Source organism: Bradyrhizobium sp. 142 (assembly GCF_023074015.1).
In the GTDB taxonomy this organism is placed as follows: Bacteria; Pseudomonadota; Alphaproteobacteria; order Rhizobiales; family Xanthobacteraceae; genus Bradyrhizobium.
Genome location: NZ_JADPKQ010000326.1, coordinates 59,816 through 78,430, shown reverse-complemented (window position 1 = coordinate 78,430; position 18,615 = coordinate 59,816). Strand labels below are relative to the sequence as shown.

Genomic DNA, 18,615 nt, shown 5'->3' with positions numbered 1-18,615 from the left:
TGAACGCCAAGACTTGACAGCACCAAGACCTGATCAGGCCGCGCGCCGGGTCTCGATGTGTGGCTAGAGGGTTCGCGTCGGGCTCAGCAGGCCGCGTACCAGCCTTCGGGAAAGGGAAGGAGGGGCCAGGCGCCTTCGTTGTCGTTGGCGGCCTTGGGCGTTGCGTCGAAGCTCCACGATCGCGGCATGAACTCCTCCTCGGGCACGGACGCCAATTCTTCATGGATCATGGCGTCACGGACGGTATCCAGCAGCAAGTTGAATTCGGCTTCGCTCATCGCACCCTCCGGAACGCGGACGGCACAATGTCGCAAAGCCGGCTTGTTTCCGGATTGAGCCGTTCGTTCGCATTTTAGCGATCCGGCGATCGGGCCCCGATCGGTTAACGATTTCTGAAAAGTGCCGGGGAACCCTAGGTTCCCGCCGGCCTCCGCAAGCGTGAAAGAGATCACATTCTCCCCGGCTTATTTCTCCTACCTCTGGCAGGCACCGGCCAACGCGGGCCGGAGGTAGGCAGGGCAGCGAGAGAGACTTTGGTCATGAAGGCAAGGTTCTTGCGGTGTGCGGGTGTCAGGAGCCGGGCGCGGCGCGCCTCGACGGTGGGGCTGTTTCTGACGCTGTTTGCGTCCGCCGCCCACGCGCAGGGGACGCAGGAGCAGCGCCGAGCCTGTACGCCAGACGTCTATCGGCTCTGCACCGGCGAAATTCCCAACGTCCGCGCCATCACGGCGTGCCTGCGCCGCAAGCGGGCCAGTTTGAGCGAGGCTTGCCGCTCCTTGTTCGATCAGGCCGGCGGCTAGCCCTGTGGATTCGTGCGCAGCAAGTAGCACGCGCGGCCTTGAGAATTCGCCGTAGCCGCTCTGTGGATATGCTGCGGACAGGCCGTGGATGACGGTCGCCGCAGCGAGGTGGTCGCTGGGGTCCGTCTTCCAGGCGTCACATATCTGTCAAATCGGCACATCGAATGATTCTAGGATCGGACATATCATCGCGCATATCGAAACCATCTGATTTCGTCCAATTCGGAATTCTGGACGCAGTGTTCCCCGCCTGCGAACGGATTTTGTGCAGCGGCTTGCCCAATTCACAGGCCGAACCATCCAATTTTTTGTACGCCCGCGGACAAGCTTTCTCGTTCGCCTTCCTCCTAGACTGGGTCCCGAGTTTTGGAACATGGCAGCCGCCATGAGAATTCGAAGGAGCTGGACATGGAGAGACGGGTTTTGCCCCAGGCGCGGGGAACGGCGCGCGCATCGTTGCCATGGCGCAAGGTTGCGCTCGGCGCGGCCATCGCGCTCGGCGTCGTTGCCGCAGCACCACCCAGCGCGCAAGCCGCGGCGCCCGCCGCCTGCGCCGCGCTCCAGGACAAATATCCGGACTGGAAGGGCAAGACGCTCGTCAACGCCATCAACCCGCACACCCCGGGCTATGAGACGATCGATCCGAAAGATCCCAACAAATATATCGGCTTCGACATCGATCTCGGCGAGGCCATCGGCGAATGCCTAGGCTTCAAGCTGACCTACAAACCGGTGACGTTTGCGGCACTCCTGACCACGCTCGCCGCGGGACAAGCCGACATCGTCATCTCCGACATCTACGCGACCAAGGAACGCGCCAAGGCGGCCGACTTCATCACCTATTCGAAGGTGTTCGACGGCGTGCTGGTCGCCAAGGGCAATCCGAAAGGCATCAACGGCATCAACATGTCGATGTGCGGCGCGGCTGCCGCCGAAAACACCGGCTATGTCGAGGTGCCCCTGATCCAGGCCCTGATGCCGGAGTGCAAGAAGGCCGGCAAGCCCGAGCCGACCGTGCAGCTCTACGACAACAACGCCAACTGCATCCAGGCGATCCTCGCAGGCCGCGCCGACACCTATGTCAACGACGTCAACACCGTCGACAGCGCGGTGAAGGCCTATCCGGACAAGCTGGAGAAGGCGATCGCGGTGACGATCCCGTATTCGGTCGGCATCGCCGTGCCGAAGGACAAGCCGAAATTCCGTGACGCCGTGCTTGCCGGGCTGATCGAGGTGCAGAAGGCCGGCACGCACATGGAGCTTCTGAAGAAGTGGGGGCTCGACGTGAACAACTTCAAGGAGCCGGACGTCCTGACGGCTGATTGATGGCCTTGTTCCTACACTATCTCAGTCTGCCGTACCTGCTCGAAGGCATCGAACTCACCCTTGAGGTGACCGCCCTCGGGCTCGGCGGCGGACTGATCCTCGGGTTGATCCTCGCCGGCATGCAGCTGTCGCGCTTCTGGCTGCTGGCGGCGATCGCCCGGGCCTACACTGTGATCTTCCGCGGCACGCCGTTGATCCTGCAAATGGTGTTCGCCTACGATGCGCTCCCGCATATCGGCATCAAGCTGCCGGCAGTTCTTGCCGCGGGTCTCGCGCTTGCCTGCAACGAGGCGCCGTTCATCGCCGAGATGCTGCGTGCCGGCGTGCTCGGGGTCGATCGCGGGCAGGTGACGGCGGGCCAGGCGCTCGGCATGACCCCGCGGGTCCTGATGTGGCGGGTGATCGCGCCGCAGGCGATCCGCACCATGATCCCGGCTTTCGGCAACGAGGCGGTCAGCGCGCTGAAGAATTCCTCGCTCGCCTCCGTCGTCGCGGTTCAGGAGCTGACGCTACGCTCGACCCAGCTTGCGTCCTCGACGTTCGACTTCTTCTCGATCTTCTTCGCCTCGGGCCTCTTGTACCTCGTGCTGACCTTTGCCATCAGCGTGATCCAGCTGTTCGTCGAATGGCTGCTTGATCTCGACCGCGCCAAGAGCCGCCAGCGCAAGCTTGCCGATTATCTGCCGTGGCGCCGTGTCGATCTCGCCACGAAACTCGAACTCGCCACAGCCACGGCGCACGATCCCAACCCTGTGCAGGCGGAGCCCGCTGAAGCGCCGCCGCTGGCGTTGACCCGCGAAGAACGCACCCGGCGTGCCGCGACGATCGCGCGCAACAACGTCGCGGTCGAGACCAGGGACCTCGCCAAGAGCTACGGCGCGCAAAAAGTGCTCGGCGGCCTTAATCTGACCGTTCGTGTCGGCGAGGTCGTCGCGCTGCTGGGTCCTAGCGGCTCCGGCAAGAGCACGCTGCTCCGCTGCATCAATCACCTCGAAAGCTGGGACGCAGGCACCGTGCGCGTCGGCGGCCGCCGCCTCGGTTTTGATGATGACGGCAAGTTGCTGTCGCCGCGGGCGATCGCCAATGAACGGGCGACCGTCGGCGTCGGCATGGTGTTCCAGCAGTTCAACCTGTTCGCCCATCTCTCGGCCAGGGAGAATATCGCCGGTCCCCTGCGCTGGGTCCACGGCATGACCCGGATCGATGCCGAGCGCCGCGCCACCGAGTTGCTCGACCGGGTCGGGCTGTCGCATCGCGCGGACGCGCTGCCGCGGCATCTGTCCGGCGGTCAGCAGCAGCGCGTTGCCATCGCGCGTGCGCTGGCCCCGAATCCGAGCGTGCTGCTGCTGGACGAGCCGACCTCGGCGCTCGATCCCGAGCTCGTCAACGAGGTGCTGGAGGTGATCCGCCGTCTCGCCGTCGACGACGGGCTGACCATGATCATCTCGACGCACCAGATCCGTTTTGCGGATGAGGTCGCCGACCGCGTCGCTTTCCTGAGCGGCGGCACGATCATCGAGGAGGGGCCGGCGCATGAGGTGCTCACCAATCCCCGCAATCCGCTGACCGCCCGTTTCCTCAGCGTGATGGAAGCCGACAAGATTCCGGAGGCGGTGCGATGAGCCTGCCGTCCGGCGTCGCAAGACTGACGAGCACATTCCCCGAAGAGGCCAGGTCAAAGCAGACCAGGTCAAAGCAGACCAAGTCAAAACAGACCAAATCAAAAGAGACCAAATCAAAAGAGACCATCTCATGAAGCATGTCACGTTGCCGGTATCGCCGAAAACCGTCCACTGGGGCTATTTCTCGAAGAAGGTCAGCCCGGCCCTGACGCTGCGCTCCGGCGATCGCGCCACCATCGAGACGCTGACCCATCACGCCAACGACGATTACGAGCGCATGATCGAGGGCGATGCCGGCGCCGAGAGCGTGTTCCAGTGGACGCGCGAGCACAAGGCAGTGGCGCGCCGCGGCTCAGGCCCGGTCGAAGGGCCCTTCATCCGCGGTGCAGGCGAGGGGATCGGCGTGCATCTTCTGACCGGACCGGTCGCGATCGAAGGCGCCGAGCCCGGCGACATCCTGGAGGTGCGCATCCTCGACGTCCGGCCGCGGCCGAGTTGCAGCGCCTGCCATGCCGGCCGCTGCTTCGGTTCCAACGTCGCCGCGAACTGGGGCTTTCACTATCACGATCTGATCGAGGAGCCGAAGCCGCGCGAAGTCATCACGATCTTCGAGCTCGACACCTCGGGTGAGCCGTACGCCAAGGCGGTCTACAACTACGTCTGGACGCCGCAGACCGACCCCGAAGGCATCGTGCATCCGACCATCGACTATCCCGGTGTCCGCGTCGACCACGCCACCATCAAGAAGCGCGAGAACATCCTCGCCAGCGTGAAGGTGCCCGCACGATTGCACTTCGGCACCATGGGGTTGGCGCCATCGGAAGCCGACTTCGTCAGCTCGATCCCGCCAAGCTATACCGGCGGCAACATCGACGACTGGCGCATCGGCAGGGGCGCGCGAATGTTCTATCCGGTCGCAGTCCCCGGCGCCTATTTCTCGGTTGGCGATCCCCATGCCGCGCAAGGCGACAGCGAGCTCGGCGGCACCGCGATCGAGACCTCGCTGACGGGCGATTTCGAGTTTATCCTGCACAAGAAGGCGGACCTCGCCGGCACCAGCCTCGAAGGCCTCGATCATCCGATGCTGGAGACCGGTCAGGCCTGGTCGTTCTACGGCTTCACCTATCCGAACTATCTCGCCGCGCTCGGCGCCGAAGCACAAACCGAGATTGCCAACCACTCCAGCCTCGACCGTGCGATGCGCGATGCATTCCGTAAGCTCCGGCGCTTCCTGATGACCGTGCATCACCTGAGCGAGGACGAAGCGATTTCGTTGCTGTCGGTCGGCGCCGATTTTGGCGTGACCCAGGTGGTTGATGCCAATTGGGGCGTCCATGGCACGATCCGCAAGAACATCTTCCGGTGCGACTAATGCGTTGAGGCGCAGGCTGTTTTCGGGATGAGAGGATGAGCAGCGATCGTCATTTGCGGCCCGTCGCTGCGACGGACGACCGCGCGCGTCTGGCACAGAGGTTGCTTCGATCGACTGCAATCTGGGTCGATCCAATGAGCTTCCGTCCCTTCACGAGCGAGTCCTACGCGCAAGACGACCGCCCCGAAGCCTGGCGGGACGTGCTGGCCGCCGTCGGCCTGCAACCCGCGACCGGCCATTCCTTCCTTGACGGGCACGCCACGGCGTCGCATCGCCAGGCCGCGGGCGTCGCGCTGACGCGTATGGCTGCGGGCGCGCAGAGTATCGGTCCACTTGCGCAATCGCACGAAGACCTTCCGATCGCCCTGATGCCGGTCGAGGACGGCATGGTGCTGAAGAGCGCCGGCGGTCATCGCATCGTCCCTGTCGGCCATCTCGTGCTGCTGCCGCGCAGCGGGGACTGGAGCATCGTTTTCCAGCGCGACATGCGCGCGATCGTGCTGTCGGTTACGTTGGAGGCGTTGCACGGGCGGCTCTCGGGTAAGCCGCGGCTCGGCGAGCCGCGGGTCGTTCCGCCAAGTGGTTTCGCCGATGTGTTTGCGCGCCTGCTCGATGCCACCGCGCGCACGCTCGACACCTTGGGCGATGCCGAATGGAATGCGGTTGCGCAAAGTCTGGTCGATCTGCTTTTGACGCTCGCGCATCAACTGGCGGCCTCGACGTCCGATGCCGGATCGAGCGCGACACAGGCGGCGCTGCTGCACCGGATCTGCCAGACCATCGAACGCGGGCTCGACGATCCCGAACTGGTGCCGGCGCGCGTCGCGCAGGCCGAGGGGATCTCCGAGCGCTACTTGCAAAAGCTGTTCGAGACGGTCGGCGACAATTTCACCCACTATGTCCGCGAACGCCGGCTGCAGCGCGCCTGGGCCGATTTGTCCAATCCGTCCGAGGCGCATCGCTCGATCTCGGAGATCGCCTACGCCTATGGCTTTGGTGATTCCGCGCATTTCAGCCGCGCCTTCCGCCACCGCTTCGGCCTGCCGCCGCGCGAATTTCGCCAGCAGGAGGCGGAGCGGGCGACCCTGCAGCACGGGGTCACCGGTCAGCGCGGCTGGCCGCAGGAGGCGCTGGCGCAGCTCCGTGCACATCAGGCGGGTGCGGAGGCGCGCAGCAATGTTTGCCGTGCAGATTCCGATGAGCCGCGAACGGCGGGACGCCAGCACTATCATCTTCCGATCGAGGCCAGCCGGATCCATTGGGGCTATTTCAGCCGCTCGCTGGCGCCGCAGCTCGAGATTGCCTCGGGCGACACCATCACCATCGAGACGCTGACCCAGCATGCCTCCGACGATCCCGAGCTGATGATTGCGGGCGATGCCGCGGCGGAAAGCGTGTTCGGCTGGACAGCCGACATGAAGAACGTGGATCGCCGCGGCGCCGGCCCGATGGACGCCAGCGTGTTCGGCCGCGGCGCGGGGGAGGGGTTCGGCGTGCACATCTGCACCGGACCGGTGGCGGTCAAGGACGCCCAGCCCGGCGACGTGCTGGAGGTGCGGATCCTCGATATCGTGCCGCGTGCAAGCCGCCACCCGAAACATTCAGGCCGCGTGTTCGGCTCCTCGGTCGCCGCCTGGTGGGGCTATCATTACGACGAGTTCCTTTCAGGGCCGAAGCCCCGCGAGGCGGTGACGATCTACGAGATCTTCGACGATGCCGACGCGCCGCATGCCCGCGCCCTCTATTCTTACCGCTGGGAGCCGCAGACCGATCCCTTCGGCGTCGTGCACGCCACTTACGACTATCCTGGCGTTCCCGTCGCGCCCGGGACGGTGAAGCGCCGCCACGATGTGCTCGACGGCATCCGCATTCCCCTGCGTCCGCATTTCGGCGTGATCGCGGTGGCGCCGCGCGAGGTTGATTTCATCGACTCGGTGCCGCCGTCCTATTTCGGCGGCAATCTCGACAATTGGCGGCTGGGGAAGGGTGCGGCCGTCTATCTTCCGGTCTCGGTGCCCGGCGCACTTTTGTCGGTTGGCGATCCCCATGCCACGCAGGGCGACGGCGAGCTCAGCGGCACCGCGATCGAATGCTCGATGACCGGCACCTTCGAGGTGATCCTGCACAAGAAGGCCGACCTCGCCGGCCGGCCCTTCGCCGATCTCTCCTATCCCCTGATCGAGACCGCGACAGACTGGGTGCTGACCGGATTCAGCCATCCGAACTATCTCGCCGAGTTCGGCGCGCAGGGCCAAAGCGAGGTCTACGCCAAATCTTCACTGGATCTCGCCATGAAGGACGCGTTCCGGAAAATGCGACGCTTCCTGATGAACGTGAAGGGCCTGAGTGAGGATGAAGCGATTGCGTTGATGTCGGCGGCGGTCGATTTCGGGGTGACCCAGGTGGTCGACGGTAATTGGGGCGTGCACGCGATCATCAGCAAGCGCATCTTCCAGGACGCCCCTTGAAGAGCGCGCCTTAGAACCAAGGGATAACCAACGTGAAATTCCACATCATCAGCGGCGGACCGAAGCCGGTCGCGCCCTTCAGCCACGCTGTCGAGACCGATGGTTTTGTCTTCGTCACCGGCCAGATGCCGGATACGCCGCAAACGCCGGGCGTGCTGCCCGACGGCATCGTCGCGCAGACGCGCGCGGTGATGGAGAACCTGAAGGTGGTTCTCGCCGGCCTCGATCTCGGCCTCGAGCACGTCGTGATGGCGCGCATCTATCTGACGCGCTTCAAGGAAGACTACGCCGAGATGAACGAGACCTACCGCGCGTTCTTCGCACCCGGCCGGCTCCCGGCCCGCACCTGCGTCGGCGTCACCGGGCTTGCCTATGATGCGCTGATCGAGATCGACCTGGTGTGCCGGCGGCCGTGAGGCGGGCTACAATCCCTTGTGCTGCAGAGCGTGCAAAACACCCAAACTGCGGGTCAATCCGCTTGCGCAAAAACATTCCGCTTTACCGAAATTCGGCTTTGACGTATTTGTGGCTGCACCTCATCCCCAGTCAGAGGGGCGTATCGCGATCGTCACGAAACGTGGGATGGGTGGCGGTGGACGCTGACCGCGTCGGCGCGATAGGCATCGCAGGGCGGGAAACCGTGATCGATAGCATCGCGCGCACGACCGGTGCGGTCAGCGTACGGTAAAACCGTGTCGTCCTGGCGCCCGGGGTCTGTGCGTCAAGTCTTGCGGTGATGCGTGCTGCCCGACCGGGTGCGCACATCGGCCATCTGCAAGGCGACGGGGGCAATAGTGCATCGCTCCCCGGGGAGAGTTCGGCATAAGCCGTAAAACCACTGCGCAGGGAAGGCCGGTTTTCCAGGCTTTACCTGTATGCCGCTGTGCAATTTTTTTGTAGCGCGTTTTCGCACAGTGGACCGCGGGTGCCAGCCGGCACCCGGTCTTCCCTGCGTCCTCTGACAAGAGGGAGCCGAGATCAAGCAAAGCTCGGGCGAGATTCGCCGCGAGGATGCGGACCTATGCCCCTGGATGCGCAGCACGGAATGATAGTCATGCTCGTGCCCACACTCCGTCGTTGCGAGCGCAGCGAACCAAATCCAGAATCCCTCCGCGGAAAGATTCTGGATTGCTTCGTCGCAAGAGCTCCTCGCAATCGCGCCGTGATACCAAGACTACGTCTTTCATCGCCGAATAGCTGCCCTCGATGGCCGGGAGAAGGGGCCGCTCAGTCTCTTCCTCGACGCGTTGCGGAAGATGACGAATTCGTCCTTTGCAAGCGCAAGCGGCTTTGTTATACGCAGCCGCGCGCGAACGTCGGTTCGCCCTTTTCCTCGGTAGCTCAGCGGTAGAGCATCCGACTGTTAATCGGATGGTCGCTGGTTCGAATCCAGCCCGGGGAGCCAAATTTTACCGTTATTTCAATGGGTTGCCGTTGCATTTTGGTGCGATGCAGCGATGCTGCTGCAGCACTGTCTGAATGGTGCATCGTACCGAATTGGCTCTGGAATCGCGCATCAAACAGATGTGTGTGGTGGCGCCGTCGCGCCATGAGGCCGGCGCCAAATCGACTCAATTCAGATCGAGCGTTGCGGTGCCGGACCCAAACGGAGCTGATTCCGCATGCGAGACATCCAGGTCGACCGCTTCCAGTTTGCCCCCTCGATCCTGCCGTCCGGCATTCCTGAGCTCAGTGACGATGAATGCGTCGCGCGCCTTGCGCGTGCCGTCGAGACACCCGATTCGACACGGCTGGACGAGGTCGCCGCCCTGATCGGCCGCCTCGCCGTCGCGATCGAATAGGCGTTCCGGCCCCTCATGCCGTGAGCCGCGCCGACCTCGTCTTGCGAGGCAACGGACGTGTTGCGTTTTCGTGGAGCCTGTTCCAAAGATGCCGCCAAATTTCGTCCGCGGCATTGTCCGCATTGCAGGGTCCGCAAATGTCCGGTTTCTCGACCGCGCGCCTAAAAATGGTCGATGGCCAGGTGCGCACCAGTGACGTCACCGATCGCCGCATTCTTGATGCCATGATCGCAGTTCCCCGCGAGGCCTTCGTGCCCGCTGGCCGACAAGCCCTGGCCTATCTCGATCTCGACCTCGACGTGAGCGAAGGCGCCGCCAAGCGGTTCCTGATCAAGCCGGCGCTGACCGGCAAGCTGCTCCAGGCCGCCGAGATCGGCGAGGGCGACAACGTGCTGGTCGTCGGCTGCGCCACTGGCTACCTCGCCGCGCTGGCCGCCAAGCTCGCGCGCCAAGTCACTGCCACCGAATGCGATTCGGCCCTTGCCGCGAAGGCCAAGGATGCCTTTGCCACCCTCGGGCTTGCCAACGTGACCTGCAAGGCTGCAGCCTGCGCCGACGGGGATGCGGCTGCTGCTCCCTATGACGTGATCGTCCTCAATGGTGCCACCGAAGTAACGCCCGAAGGGCTGTTCGGTCAGCTGAAGGAGGGCGGGCGTCTGGTAGGGGTCTCTGCCGAATCCAAGCCGCCACGGGCCGTGATTGTCACCCGTTCCCACGGCGAATTCGGCTATCGGGCGCTGTTCGATGCCGCAGCCCCGGTCCTTCCAGGGCTGGAACGGGCCGCTTCCTTCGTCTTCTGACCGCCAAACCGTGCAAAAATCCCGTTCTGAATCAGAAGTGTGGCCGGGATGCTGCACGTGAAGAGTTTCCACTGAGAACCACCCTTAGGTGGTTCCGTCGCGCTTGACCCCGTCCTATGTTGCTACGGGGCAACGACTCCACTCGGATACGGTAACCAGGCTCGCGGGCACGAGCTTGGCGTTAGAATGAACGGAATTTCACGGATGCATGGGGTGAAGCTCTTCACCGGAGCTGCGGTTTCGGTCCTGCTGCTGGCATTGGCTGCGCCGACGCCTGCCTTGGCGGACACGATCGAGGGCGCGTTGGTGCGCGCCTATCAGAACAATCCGCAGCTCAACGCGCAGCGCGCCCAGGTGCGCTCAACCGACGAAAACGTGCCACAGGCCTTGTCGGGCTACCGGCCCAAAGTTTCGCTGACGGCGAGTGGCGGCTATCAATACCAGGATCAGCAGAGCTCGGTGGGGAGTGCCCCGTTCCACGGGCCCACGGCGCCCCGCAGCGTCGGCGTGACCGCTTCGCAGACGCTCTATAACGGCAACATCACCGGCAACCGGACGCGCGCCGCGGAGAGCCAGGTTTCCGGTGCCCGCGAAGCGCTGCGCAGCCTCGATCAGGGCGTGCTGCTCCAGGCAGCCACGACCTACATGGACTATCTTCGCGATGCTGCGACGCTCGAAGTCCAGCGCAGCAACGTGCGCGTGCTCGAGCAGACGCTGAAGCAGACGCGCGACCGCTTCAACGTCGGCGAAGTGACGCGGACCGACGTCGCGCAATCGGAAGCGCAGCTGGCTGCCGGCAGGACGCAGGCACTCACCGCCGAAGCGAATCTCAACACGACGCGTGCGAACTTCCGCCGCGTCATCGGCAACGAGCCGGTGAACCTCGCGCCGGGCTCGCCGGTCGACCGGTACCTGCCTCCGACGCTCGCTGCAGCCGTCGAGCTCGGCCTGATCGAGAATCCCAACGTCACGGCCGCAATGTTTGGCATCGACGTCAATTATTTGCAGGTCAAGGTCGCCGAAGGTGCGCTGCTGCCGACGGTCACGCTGCAGGTTAACGCCACGCGTGCGGACGAGCAGTCCCTGATTCAATTCAGGGCAAACAGCGCATCCGCTATCGCGCAGGCCAATTGGCAGCTCTATGACGGCGGCAATCAATATTCGCTGATCCGCCAGTCCAAGGAAAACCTGGCGCAGCAGCGTCTCAATCTCGAAACGACTCGCGATCAGGCTCGTGCGACCGTCGTGCAGTGGTGGGGCTCGTTGCAGGCCGGCAAGGCGCAGGTGCAATCCGCGCAGGCGCAGGTGACGGCGTCCGAGATCGCGCTGAACGGCGTGCGCGAAGAAGCCAAGGCCGGTCAGCGCACCACCCTCGACGTGCTCAACGCGCAGCAGGCGCTGGTCAATGCGCGAGTCGCATTGGTTACCGCGCAGCATGACCGGGTCGTTGCATCTTATAACGTTCTGTCCGCCGTCGGCCGTCTGTCGCCGCAGGTGCTTGGCCTTGGGACCTCGGTTTACGATCCCAGCGTGCACTACCACCAGGTCCGCGACAGCTGGGCCGGCGTGCGCACGCCCGACGGACGCTGATTGCCGCAATCAGGTCGGCCTCGCGAATAGCCGAGGCCGACCGGCGGTTTGCTTGCAATCGTCAAATTCCCTGACATAGCCTTGCCAACAAGTTGCGGGTCGATTCGCCCGTACCCGACGTCGTTTGCGCAAAGGTCGGGTGCCGGGGATAGGGCGCACGGCCGTACGTTGCGCCGTGATCTGGGGACAAGTCTGGCTGTCACGATGAAAATGTCGAGCCGCCGGTCCGGAACCGGCCAATCCTGGCGCGCTTGGTGTAAAATAGCGCATGCGAGGGCGTTGAGGATGTGGAGTCGGAGATGACGCAGCCTGCAAAGGTCACAGAACCCTCGATGGAGGAGATTCTGGCCTCGATCCGGCGCATCATTGCCGACGATGAGGCCAAGCCGCCGCCGGCCGAGGCCGCGAAGCCCGCGCTTGCGCCCGCAGCGCCTGCACCAAGGCCGCAGGCGATGAACGACATTCCGCCATCGAAGGTCGCGCCGCCGGCGAAGCCGGCCGCCGAGAAACCCGCGCCGCCGCCCGCCGCCAAGCCGGCGCCGCCTCCGCCGCCTGCGGCGGCCGAATCCAACAACCAGGACGATATCGACGCGCTGCTGGCCGGGCTCGATAGTGCGACCGCCGCACCCGAGATGCGCGCGCCCGAACCGGAGCCTGAGCCCGAAGCTGACATTCTCGAACTGACTGACGAGATGGCGGTCGAGGTTCCCGAGCCGACACCGCCTCCGCCGAGCTTTCGCAGGGTCGAGCCGCGCGATGATCTCGAATTCGCCGAATCGGCGCCGCCATCTCGTCCTGCGCCGCCGCCGTCATACGCGCCGGTGGACTTCGACGCGCCACCGCTGCCGCCGCAGCAGCCGATCCTGGCGCAAACGACGGTCTCGGCGGTCGAATCCGCCTTCAACTCCCTGGCCCACACGGTGCTTAGCAGCAACGCGCGGACGCTGGAGGACCTGGTCAAGGAGATGCTGCGCCCGATGCTGAAGTCCTGGCTCGACGACAACCTACCGGGGCTCGTTGAACGCATTGTGAAGGCCGAAATCGAGCGGGTCTCGCGCGGCGGCCGTTGACCTTTTCGTTTGACTTGCCCCCCGCGCGCGGCTTTCTAGCAGCCCCATGATCGAGAAAAATTACCAGCCCGCCGATATCGAATCGCGCATGTCCGTCGTTTGGGAGGACAGCCTTGCGTTCAAGGCCGGCCGCCCCGACCGCCGCGATGCGGTGCCCTTCACCATCGTGATCCCGCCGCCGAACGTGACGGGCTCGCTGCATATGGGGCACGCCCTCAACAATACCCTCCAGGACATCCTGTGCCGGTTCGAGCGGATGCGCGGGCGCGACGTGCTGTGGCAGCCCGGCACCGACCATGCCGGCATCGCCACCCAGATGGTGGTCGAGCGGCAGTTGATGGAGCGGCAGCAGCCCGGCCGCCGCGAGATGGGCCGCGAGAAGTTTCTCGAGCAGGTCTGGCAGTGGAAGGCCGAGAGCGGCGACACCATTATCAACCAGCTCAAGCGGCTCGGCGCCTCCTGCGATTGGTCGCGCGAGCGTTTCACCATGGACGAGGGCCTGTCGAAGGCCGTCGTCAAGGTGTTCGTCGAACTTCATCGCGACGGCCTGATCTACAAGGACAAGCGGCTGGTGAACTGGGACACCAAGCTGCTCACCGCGATCTCCGATCTCGAGGTGCAGCAAACCGAGGTCAAGGGCCACCTGTGGTATCTGCGCTATCCGATCGAGGGGAAGTCATTCAGCCCGGACGATCCGGCGAGCTTCATCGTGGTCGCCACCACGCGGCCCGAGACCATGCTCGGCGATACCGGCGTTGCCGTGCATCCCGACGACGAACGCTATCAGAAGCTCGTCGGCAGGCACATCATCCTGCCGCTGGTCGGCCGCAAGGTGCAGATCGTCGCCGACGACTATTCCGATCCGGAAAAGGGTTCGGGCGCGGTCAAGGTGACACCGGCGCACGACTTCAACGATTTCGAAGTCGGCAAGCGCCACGGCCTGCGCCAGATCAGCGTGCTCGACAAGGAAGGCTGCCTCGATCTCCTCGACAACGAGGACTACCTGCACGGCCTGCCGGAGGGCGCCGCGCAATTCGCCGAGGAGTTTCACAAAGTCGACCGCTTCGTGGCGCGCAAGCGCATCGTCGAGCGGCTGGATTCGTTCGGCTTCCTCGAGCGGATCGAGCCGCACACCCACATGGTGCCGCACGGCGACCGCTCCAACAGCGTGATCGAGCCGTATCTCACCGACCAGTGGTATGTCGACGCCAAGACGCTGGCAAAGCCGGCGATGGCGGCGGTGCGTTCAGGCGAAACCAGCTTCGTGCCGAAGAACTGGGAAAAGACCTATTTCGAGTGGATGGAGAACATCCAGCCCTGGTGCATCTCGCGCCAGCTTTGGTGGGGCCATCAGATTCCGGCCTGGTATGGTCCAGACGGCAAGGTCTTCGTCGCCGAGACCGAGGAAGAGGCCGTCAGCCACGCGCTCGGCTATTACGTCGAGCAGGAGGTCATCACGGTCGAGCAGGGCCGCGAGATGGCGCTCGATCGCGACAAGCGCGAGGGCTTCATCACCCGCGACGAGGACGTGCTCGACACCTGGTTCTCCTCGGCGCTATGGCCGTTCTCCACGCTGGGCTGGCCCGACGATACGCCGGAGGTGCAGCGTTACTATCCGACCAATGCGCTCGTCACCGGTTTCGACATCATCTTCTTCTGGGTCGCCCGCATGATGATGATGGGACTGCACTTCATGAAGGAGGTGCCGTTCTCGACCATCTACATCCACGCCCTCGTCCGTGACGAGAAGGGCGCCAAGATGTCGAAGTCGAAGGGCAACGTGATCGATCCGCTGCACCTGATCGATGAATACGGCGCCGACGCGCTGCGCTTCACGCTGGCGGCGATGGCGGCGCAAGGGCGCGACATCAAGCTCGCCACCAGCCGCGTCGAGGGCTACCGCAATTTCGCGACCAAGCTCTGGAACGCCTGCCGGTTCGCGGAGATGAATCACTGCGCGGTGCCCGATGGCTTCGAGCCGGCGAAGACGAAGGAGACGCTGAACCGCTGGATCGCGCATGAGAGCGCGCACACTACGCGCGAGGTGACCGAGGCGATCGAAGCCTACCGCTTCAACGATGCTGCCGGTGCGATCTACCGATTCGTCTGGAACGTCTATTGTGACTGGTATGTCGAACTCGCAAAGCCCGTGCTGCTCGGCCCGGACGGTCCGGCCAAGGCCGAGACCCGGGCCATGGTCGCCTGGGCCCGCGACGAGATCTTGAAGCTCCTGCACCCCTTCATGCCCTTCATCACCGAAGAGTTGTGGGAGGTGACGGCCAAACGTGAAGGGCTGCTCGCGCTGGCACCGTGGCCGCTGAAGCCGACCGGGCCGACGCCGGAGCAGCTTGCGATGCTCGCGGTGACAACGGGGCCGACTGATGCACTGGTTTCGCCGGCCTGGGTGCTGCCCGTCTTCGACCATGCCGACTTCACGGATCCGAAGGCGGAAGCCGAGATCGGCTGGGTGATCGACCTGATCACGCAAATCCGTTCGGTGCGCGCCGAGATGAACATTGCTCCGGCAACGCTGACGGCGCTGGTGCTCGTCGGCGCTTCCGCCAAAACCAAAGAGCGCGCGCCGCGCTGGACTGACGTCATCAAGCGCATGGCGCGCCTGTCCGACATCTCCTTCGCCGATCGCGCCCCTGACGGCGCGGTTCAGCTCCTGGTGCGCGGCGAAGTCGCCGCGCTGCCGCTGAAGGGTGTGATCGACGTCGCCGCCGAGCGCGCGCGCCTCGACAAGGAGATCGCCAAGGCCGACGCCGACATCAAGCGCGCCGAATCCAAGCTGGCCAATGAAAAATTCGTCGCCAACGCGGCCGAAGAGGTCGTCGAGGAGGAGCGCGAAAAGCGCGAGGCGGCACTGGCGCGCAAAACGAAGCTGCTGGAGGCGCTGGAGCGGCTGAAGCAGGCGTCGTAGTGACGCTCACTTCGCAGACGCTCACTTCGGAAACGGCTTGCTGAGGAATTTCGAGCCTTTGACGCCGTAGCGCCAGGGCAGTTCGACCGCCTTGGTAATGCCGATCCGGATGCCGAAAGCCACCTCGACCTCCACCGTCCGCGCATGCAGCGCAATCGGCGGCCGGTCCAAGGGCAGGGCATTGTGGGCGACGGTGATGCCGAGTGCTTCCGTCAGTTTGCCCGGGCCCGAGCACAGCGCGTGCACATCGGCAGCATGGCGGCGGCGGCGCATCGCGGCGAGGCCATGGGTCGGCTCCAGCGCACGGATCAGCACCGCGCTCGCCGAGCCTTCCTCCTCGCAGACGAAATTCACGCACCAATGGATGCCGTAGGAGCGGTAGACATAGGCAAAGCCCGGCGGGCCGAACATCACCTGGTTCCGCAGCGTCGGCCCGCGATAAGAGTGCGCCGCCGGGTCGGTATGATGATAGGCCTCGACCTCGACGATGAGGCCGCCGATACCGTCGACCAGCATGGTCGCGCCGATCAAGTCGGGCGCGACCTCGTGGACGCTGCGCGCGAAAAAGGCGCGCTTCAGCGGCTTGCCGAGCCGTGGTGTGGAAGCATTCGAGATTGACGGCTTTCTTGGAGTCATTCGAGGTGAGAATCGCGAGGTGAGAATCGCCAGAGAACAGAGCAGGATATTGCCCATATCTGCCATGTTCCCCGAAGCAGGGCGAGCCGGGTTGCGGTGCTTGGCGAGACCGACTAGGTAGGACCTGAACAGACCGGACACCCCATGGTCGTTATTGTCGATACCATCTCGAACCCGTTGCGCCCGCGCCACCCCGAAAAGGTGAATCGGCCTGATTCCGCTTCGCCGCCGAAGCCGGACTGGATCCGCGTACGCGCGCCGAACACCCGTGGCTATGCCGACACCCGCAACATCGTGCGGGCCAACGGCCTGCATACGGTGTGCGAGGAGGCGGGCTGCCCGAACATTGGCGAGTGCTGGGACAAGAAGCACGCGACCTTTATGATCATGGGTGACACCTGCACCCGCGCCTGCGCCTTCTGCAACGTCAAGACCGGCCTGCCCAACGCGCTGGATGCGGCCGAGCCGCAGAACGTCGCCGAGGCCGTCGCCAAGCTCGGCCTCGCCCACGTCGTCGTCACCTCGGTCGATCGTGACGATCTTGCCGATGGCGGCGCCGAGCATTTCGCCCAGACCATCCGCGCGATCCGCGTCGCGTGCCCCTCGACCACGATCGAGATTTTGACGCCCGACTTCCTGCGCAAGGAGGGCGCGCTGGAGGTCGTCGTGTCGGCCAAGCCGGACGTCTTCAACCACAATCTGGAAACCGTCCCGTCGCGCTATCTCACCGTGCGGCCCGGTGCGCGCTATTTCCATTCGATCCGGCTGCTGCAGCGGGTCAAGGAGCTCGACCCCACGATCTTCACCAAGTCCGGCATCATGGTTGGCCTCGGCGAGGAGCGCCACGAGGTGCAGCAGGTGATGGACGATCTGCGTTCGGCCGACGTCGACTTCCTGACCATCGGCCAGTATCTCCAGCCGACCCGCAAGCATCACGCCGTGATGCGCTACGTGCCACCGGACGAGTTTTCGTCCTACGAAAAGGTCGCCTACACCAAGGGCTTCCTGATGGTGTCGGCGAGCCCGCTCACCCGCTCGTCGCATCATGCCGGCGAGGACTTTGCGAGACTAAAGGCAGCGCGGGCCGCGGTCGCGCGCTGAACTCACATGCACCGAGTTTCGAGCAAGCACCGCGTCAACCACAGCGCGTCCGAGATGTTTGATCTGGTCGCCGACGTCGAGCGCTACCCGGAATTCGTACCGCTGTGCAGCGCGCTGAAGGTCCGGCAGCGGATGGCGAAGCCTGACGGCACCGAGGTGCTGATCGCCGACATGACGGTGTCGTTCAAACTGGTCAAGGAATCCTTCACCAGCCGGGTGACGCTCGACCGGGCCAATCTCAAGATCCTGGTCGAATATCTGCAAGGCCCGTTCAGCAATCTCGAAAACCGCTGGACCTTCGAGCCCAAGGGCGAGGGGGTTTGCGACGTCGGCTTTTTCCTCGCTTATGAATTCAGGAGCCGCATGCTGGCGCTGCTGATGGGCTCGATGTTCGACGCCGCGTTTGCGCGCTTTTCCGCGGCCTTCGAGAAGCGGGCAGATGCGATCTACGGGCGACGGAAGCTGGCATCGTCGTAGCCGGCGACGGGACTTCACCCCCGCGGCGACCGCGGCGGCCTCCGCTTCACGGCGTGCCGGCGCGGCGAGGAGCGCGCTACGCGCGGACGCAGGCGGCTGGCGGCTTCACGACGCGGTTTGACCGAGACTTGCGGGCCGCGGGCGAGATCCATCAGCATGCGCAGCGCCTCGGCTACGGAGCGGGCGCGCACGGCGCTGCGGCCGATCGCCCCAAAACGATGTTCGCGGTGGGCGATGCGGCCGTCGCGGGCGGCGACGGCGAAATGGACGAGGCCGACCGGCTTGCCGGGCGTGGCGCCGCCGGGACCGGCAATGCCGGTGATGGCAACCGCAAGGTCGACGCCGGCGCGCTCGAGTGCGCCGACCGCCATCGCGATCGCGGTCTCCTTGCTGACCGCGCCGAAATTCGCCAGCGTGCTCGCCTCGACCCCTAACATCGCGCGCTTGGCATCATTGGAATAGGTGACGAAGCCGCGATCGATCACGTCGGAAGATCCGGGGATGTCGGTCAGCGCGCCGGCAACGAGGCCGCCGGTGCAGGACTCGGCCGTCGCGATCGTCAGCTTGCGCATTCGGCACAGATCGAGCAGCGAGCGGGAGAGGGCGCGTGCGTCGCTGCCGCCCATGG

16 protein-coding genes and 1 tRNA gene are annotated in these 18,615 nt (G+C 64.6%); 14 read left to right on the top strand and 3 right to left on the bottom strand.

Features of this window, described 5'->3' with window-relative positions:
• Positions 1–83: 83 nt before the first annotated feature.
• On the bottom strand, positions 84–278 hold the full coding sequence (locus IVA82_RS30670) for a hypothetical protein (protein WP_247382281.1): 195 nt from the start codon (positions 276–278) through the stop codon (positions 84–86).
• A 261-nt stretch (positions 279–539) separates the two neighbouring features.
• Between IVA82_RS30670 and IVA82_RS30665 the strand changes: the two genes are divergently transcribed.
• The 12 genes from IVA82_RS30665 to IVA82_RS30610 all read left to right on the top strand — a co-directional run bounded on the left by IVA82_RS30665 (position 540) and on the right by IVA82_RS30610 (position 15,773).
• Positions 540–800 (top strand): hypothetical protein, encoded by a 261-nt coding sequence (locus IVA82_RS30665; RefSeq protein ID WP_247382280.1) that lies wholly within the window; start codon positions 540–542, stop codon positions 798–800.
• 408 nt (positions 801–1,208) lie between these two features.
• Entirely contained in the window at positions 1,209–2,126 is a 918-nt protein-coding gene (locus IVA82_RS30660; RefSeq protein ID WP_247382279.1) for an ABC transporter substrate-binding protein, read from the top strand.
• Positions 2,126–3,748, top strand: coding sequence for an amino acid ABC transporter permease/ATP-binding protein (locus IVA82_RS30655; protein ID WP_247382278.1), 1,623 nt, complete (start codon positions 2,126–2,128; stop codon positions 3,746–3,748). The genes IVA82_RS30660 and IVA82_RS30655 overlap by 1 nt, the downstream gene beginning before the upstream one ends.
• Before the next feature lie 130 nt (positions 3,749–3,878).
• Positions 3,879–5,120, top strand: coding sequence for an acetamidase/formamidase family protein (locus IVA82_RS30650; RefSeq protein WP_247382277.1), 1,242 nt, complete (start codon positions 3,879–3,881; stop codon positions 5,118–5,120).
• Between the two features lie 134 nt (positions 5,121–5,254).
• Entirely contained in the window at positions 5,255–7,588 is a 2,334-nt protein-coding gene (locus IVA82_RS30645; RefSeq protein WP_247382330.1) for an acetamidase/formamidase family protein, read from the top strand.
• A gap of 32 nt (positions 7,589–7,620) precedes the next feature.
• Positions 7,621–8,004 (top strand): RidA family protein, encoded by a 384-nt coding sequence (locus tag IVA82_RS30640; protein WP_247382276.1) that lies wholly within the window; start codon positions 7,621–7,623, stop codon positions 8,002–8,004.
• A 914-nt stretch (positions 8,005–8,918) separates the two neighbouring features.
• Positions 8,919–8,993: transfer RNA gene (locus IVA82_RS30635), tRNA-Asn, on the top strand.
• A 217-nt stretch (positions 8,994–9,210) separates the two neighbouring features.
• Positions 9,211–9,390: a hypothetical protein gene (locus IVA82_RS30630; RefSeq protein WP_247382275.1), complete on the top strand. Its 180-nt coding sequence runs from the start codon at positions 9,211–9,213 to the stop codon at positions 9,388–9,390.
• 137 nt (positions 9,391–9,527) lie between these two features.
• Entirely contained in the window at positions 9,528–10,190 is a 663-nt protein-coding gene (locus tag IVA82_RS30625; RefSeq protein ID WP_247382274.1) for a protein-L-isoaspartate O-methyltransferase, read from the top strand.
• A 204-nt stretch (positions 10,191–10,394) separates the two neighbouring features.
• Complete coding sequence (locus IVA82_RS30620) at positions 10,395–11,780, top strand: TolC family outer membrane protein (protein WP_247382329.1); 1,386 nt, start codon at positions 10,395–10,397, stop codon at positions 11,778–11,780.
• Positions 11,781–12,079: 299 nt separating this feature from the next.
• Entirely contained in the window at positions 12,080–12,850 is a 771-nt protein-coding gene (locus IVA82_RS30615; protein ID WP_247382273.1) for a DUF2497 domain-containing protein, read from the top strand.
• 46 nt (positions 12,851–12,896) lie between these two features.
• Positions 12,897–15,773: a valine--tRNA ligase gene (locus IVA82_RS30610; RefSeq protein ID WP_247382272.1), complete on the top strand. Its 2,877-nt coding sequence runs from the start codon at positions 12,897–12,899 to the stop codon at positions 15,771–15,773.
• 21 nt (positions 15,774–15,794) lie between these two features.
• On the opposite strand, the gene IVA82_RS30605 is transcribed toward IVA82_RS30610, so the two are convergent.
• Positions 15,795–16,409, bottom strand: coding sequence for a DNA-3-methyladenine glycosylase (locus IVA82_RS30605; protein ID WP_247382271.1), 615 nt, complete (start codon positions 16,407–16,409; stop codon positions 15,795–15,797).
• Positions 16,410–16,553: 144 nt separating this feature from the next.
• Here IVA82_RS30605 and lipA point away from each other — a divergent pair, with 144 nt between their 5' ends.
• Both lipA and IVA82_RS30595 read left to right on the top strand, forming a co-directional pair.
• On the top strand, positions 16,554–17,510 hold the full coding sequence (gene lipA / locus IVA82_RS30600) for a lipoyl synthase (RefSeq protein ID WP_247382270.1): 957 nt from the start codon (positions 16,554–16,556) through the stop codon (positions 17,508–17,510).
• A gap of 6 nt (positions 17,511–17,516) precedes the next feature.
• On the top strand, positions 17,517–17,987 hold the full coding sequence (locus IVA82_RS30595; protein ID WP_247382269.1) for an SRPBCC family protein: 471 nt from the start codon (positions 17,517–17,519) through the stop codon (positions 17,985–17,987).
• A gap of 14 nt (positions 17,988–18,001) precedes the next feature.
• On the opposite strand, the gene IVA82_RS30590 is transcribed toward IVA82_RS30595, so the two are convergent.
• Positions 18,002–18,613 (bottom strand): CinA family protein, encoded by a 612-nt coding sequence (locus tag IVA82_RS30590; protein WP_247382268.1) that lies wholly within the window; start codon positions 18,611–18,613, stop codon positions 18,002–18,004.
• Positions 18,614–18,615 lie beyond the last annotated feature (2 nt).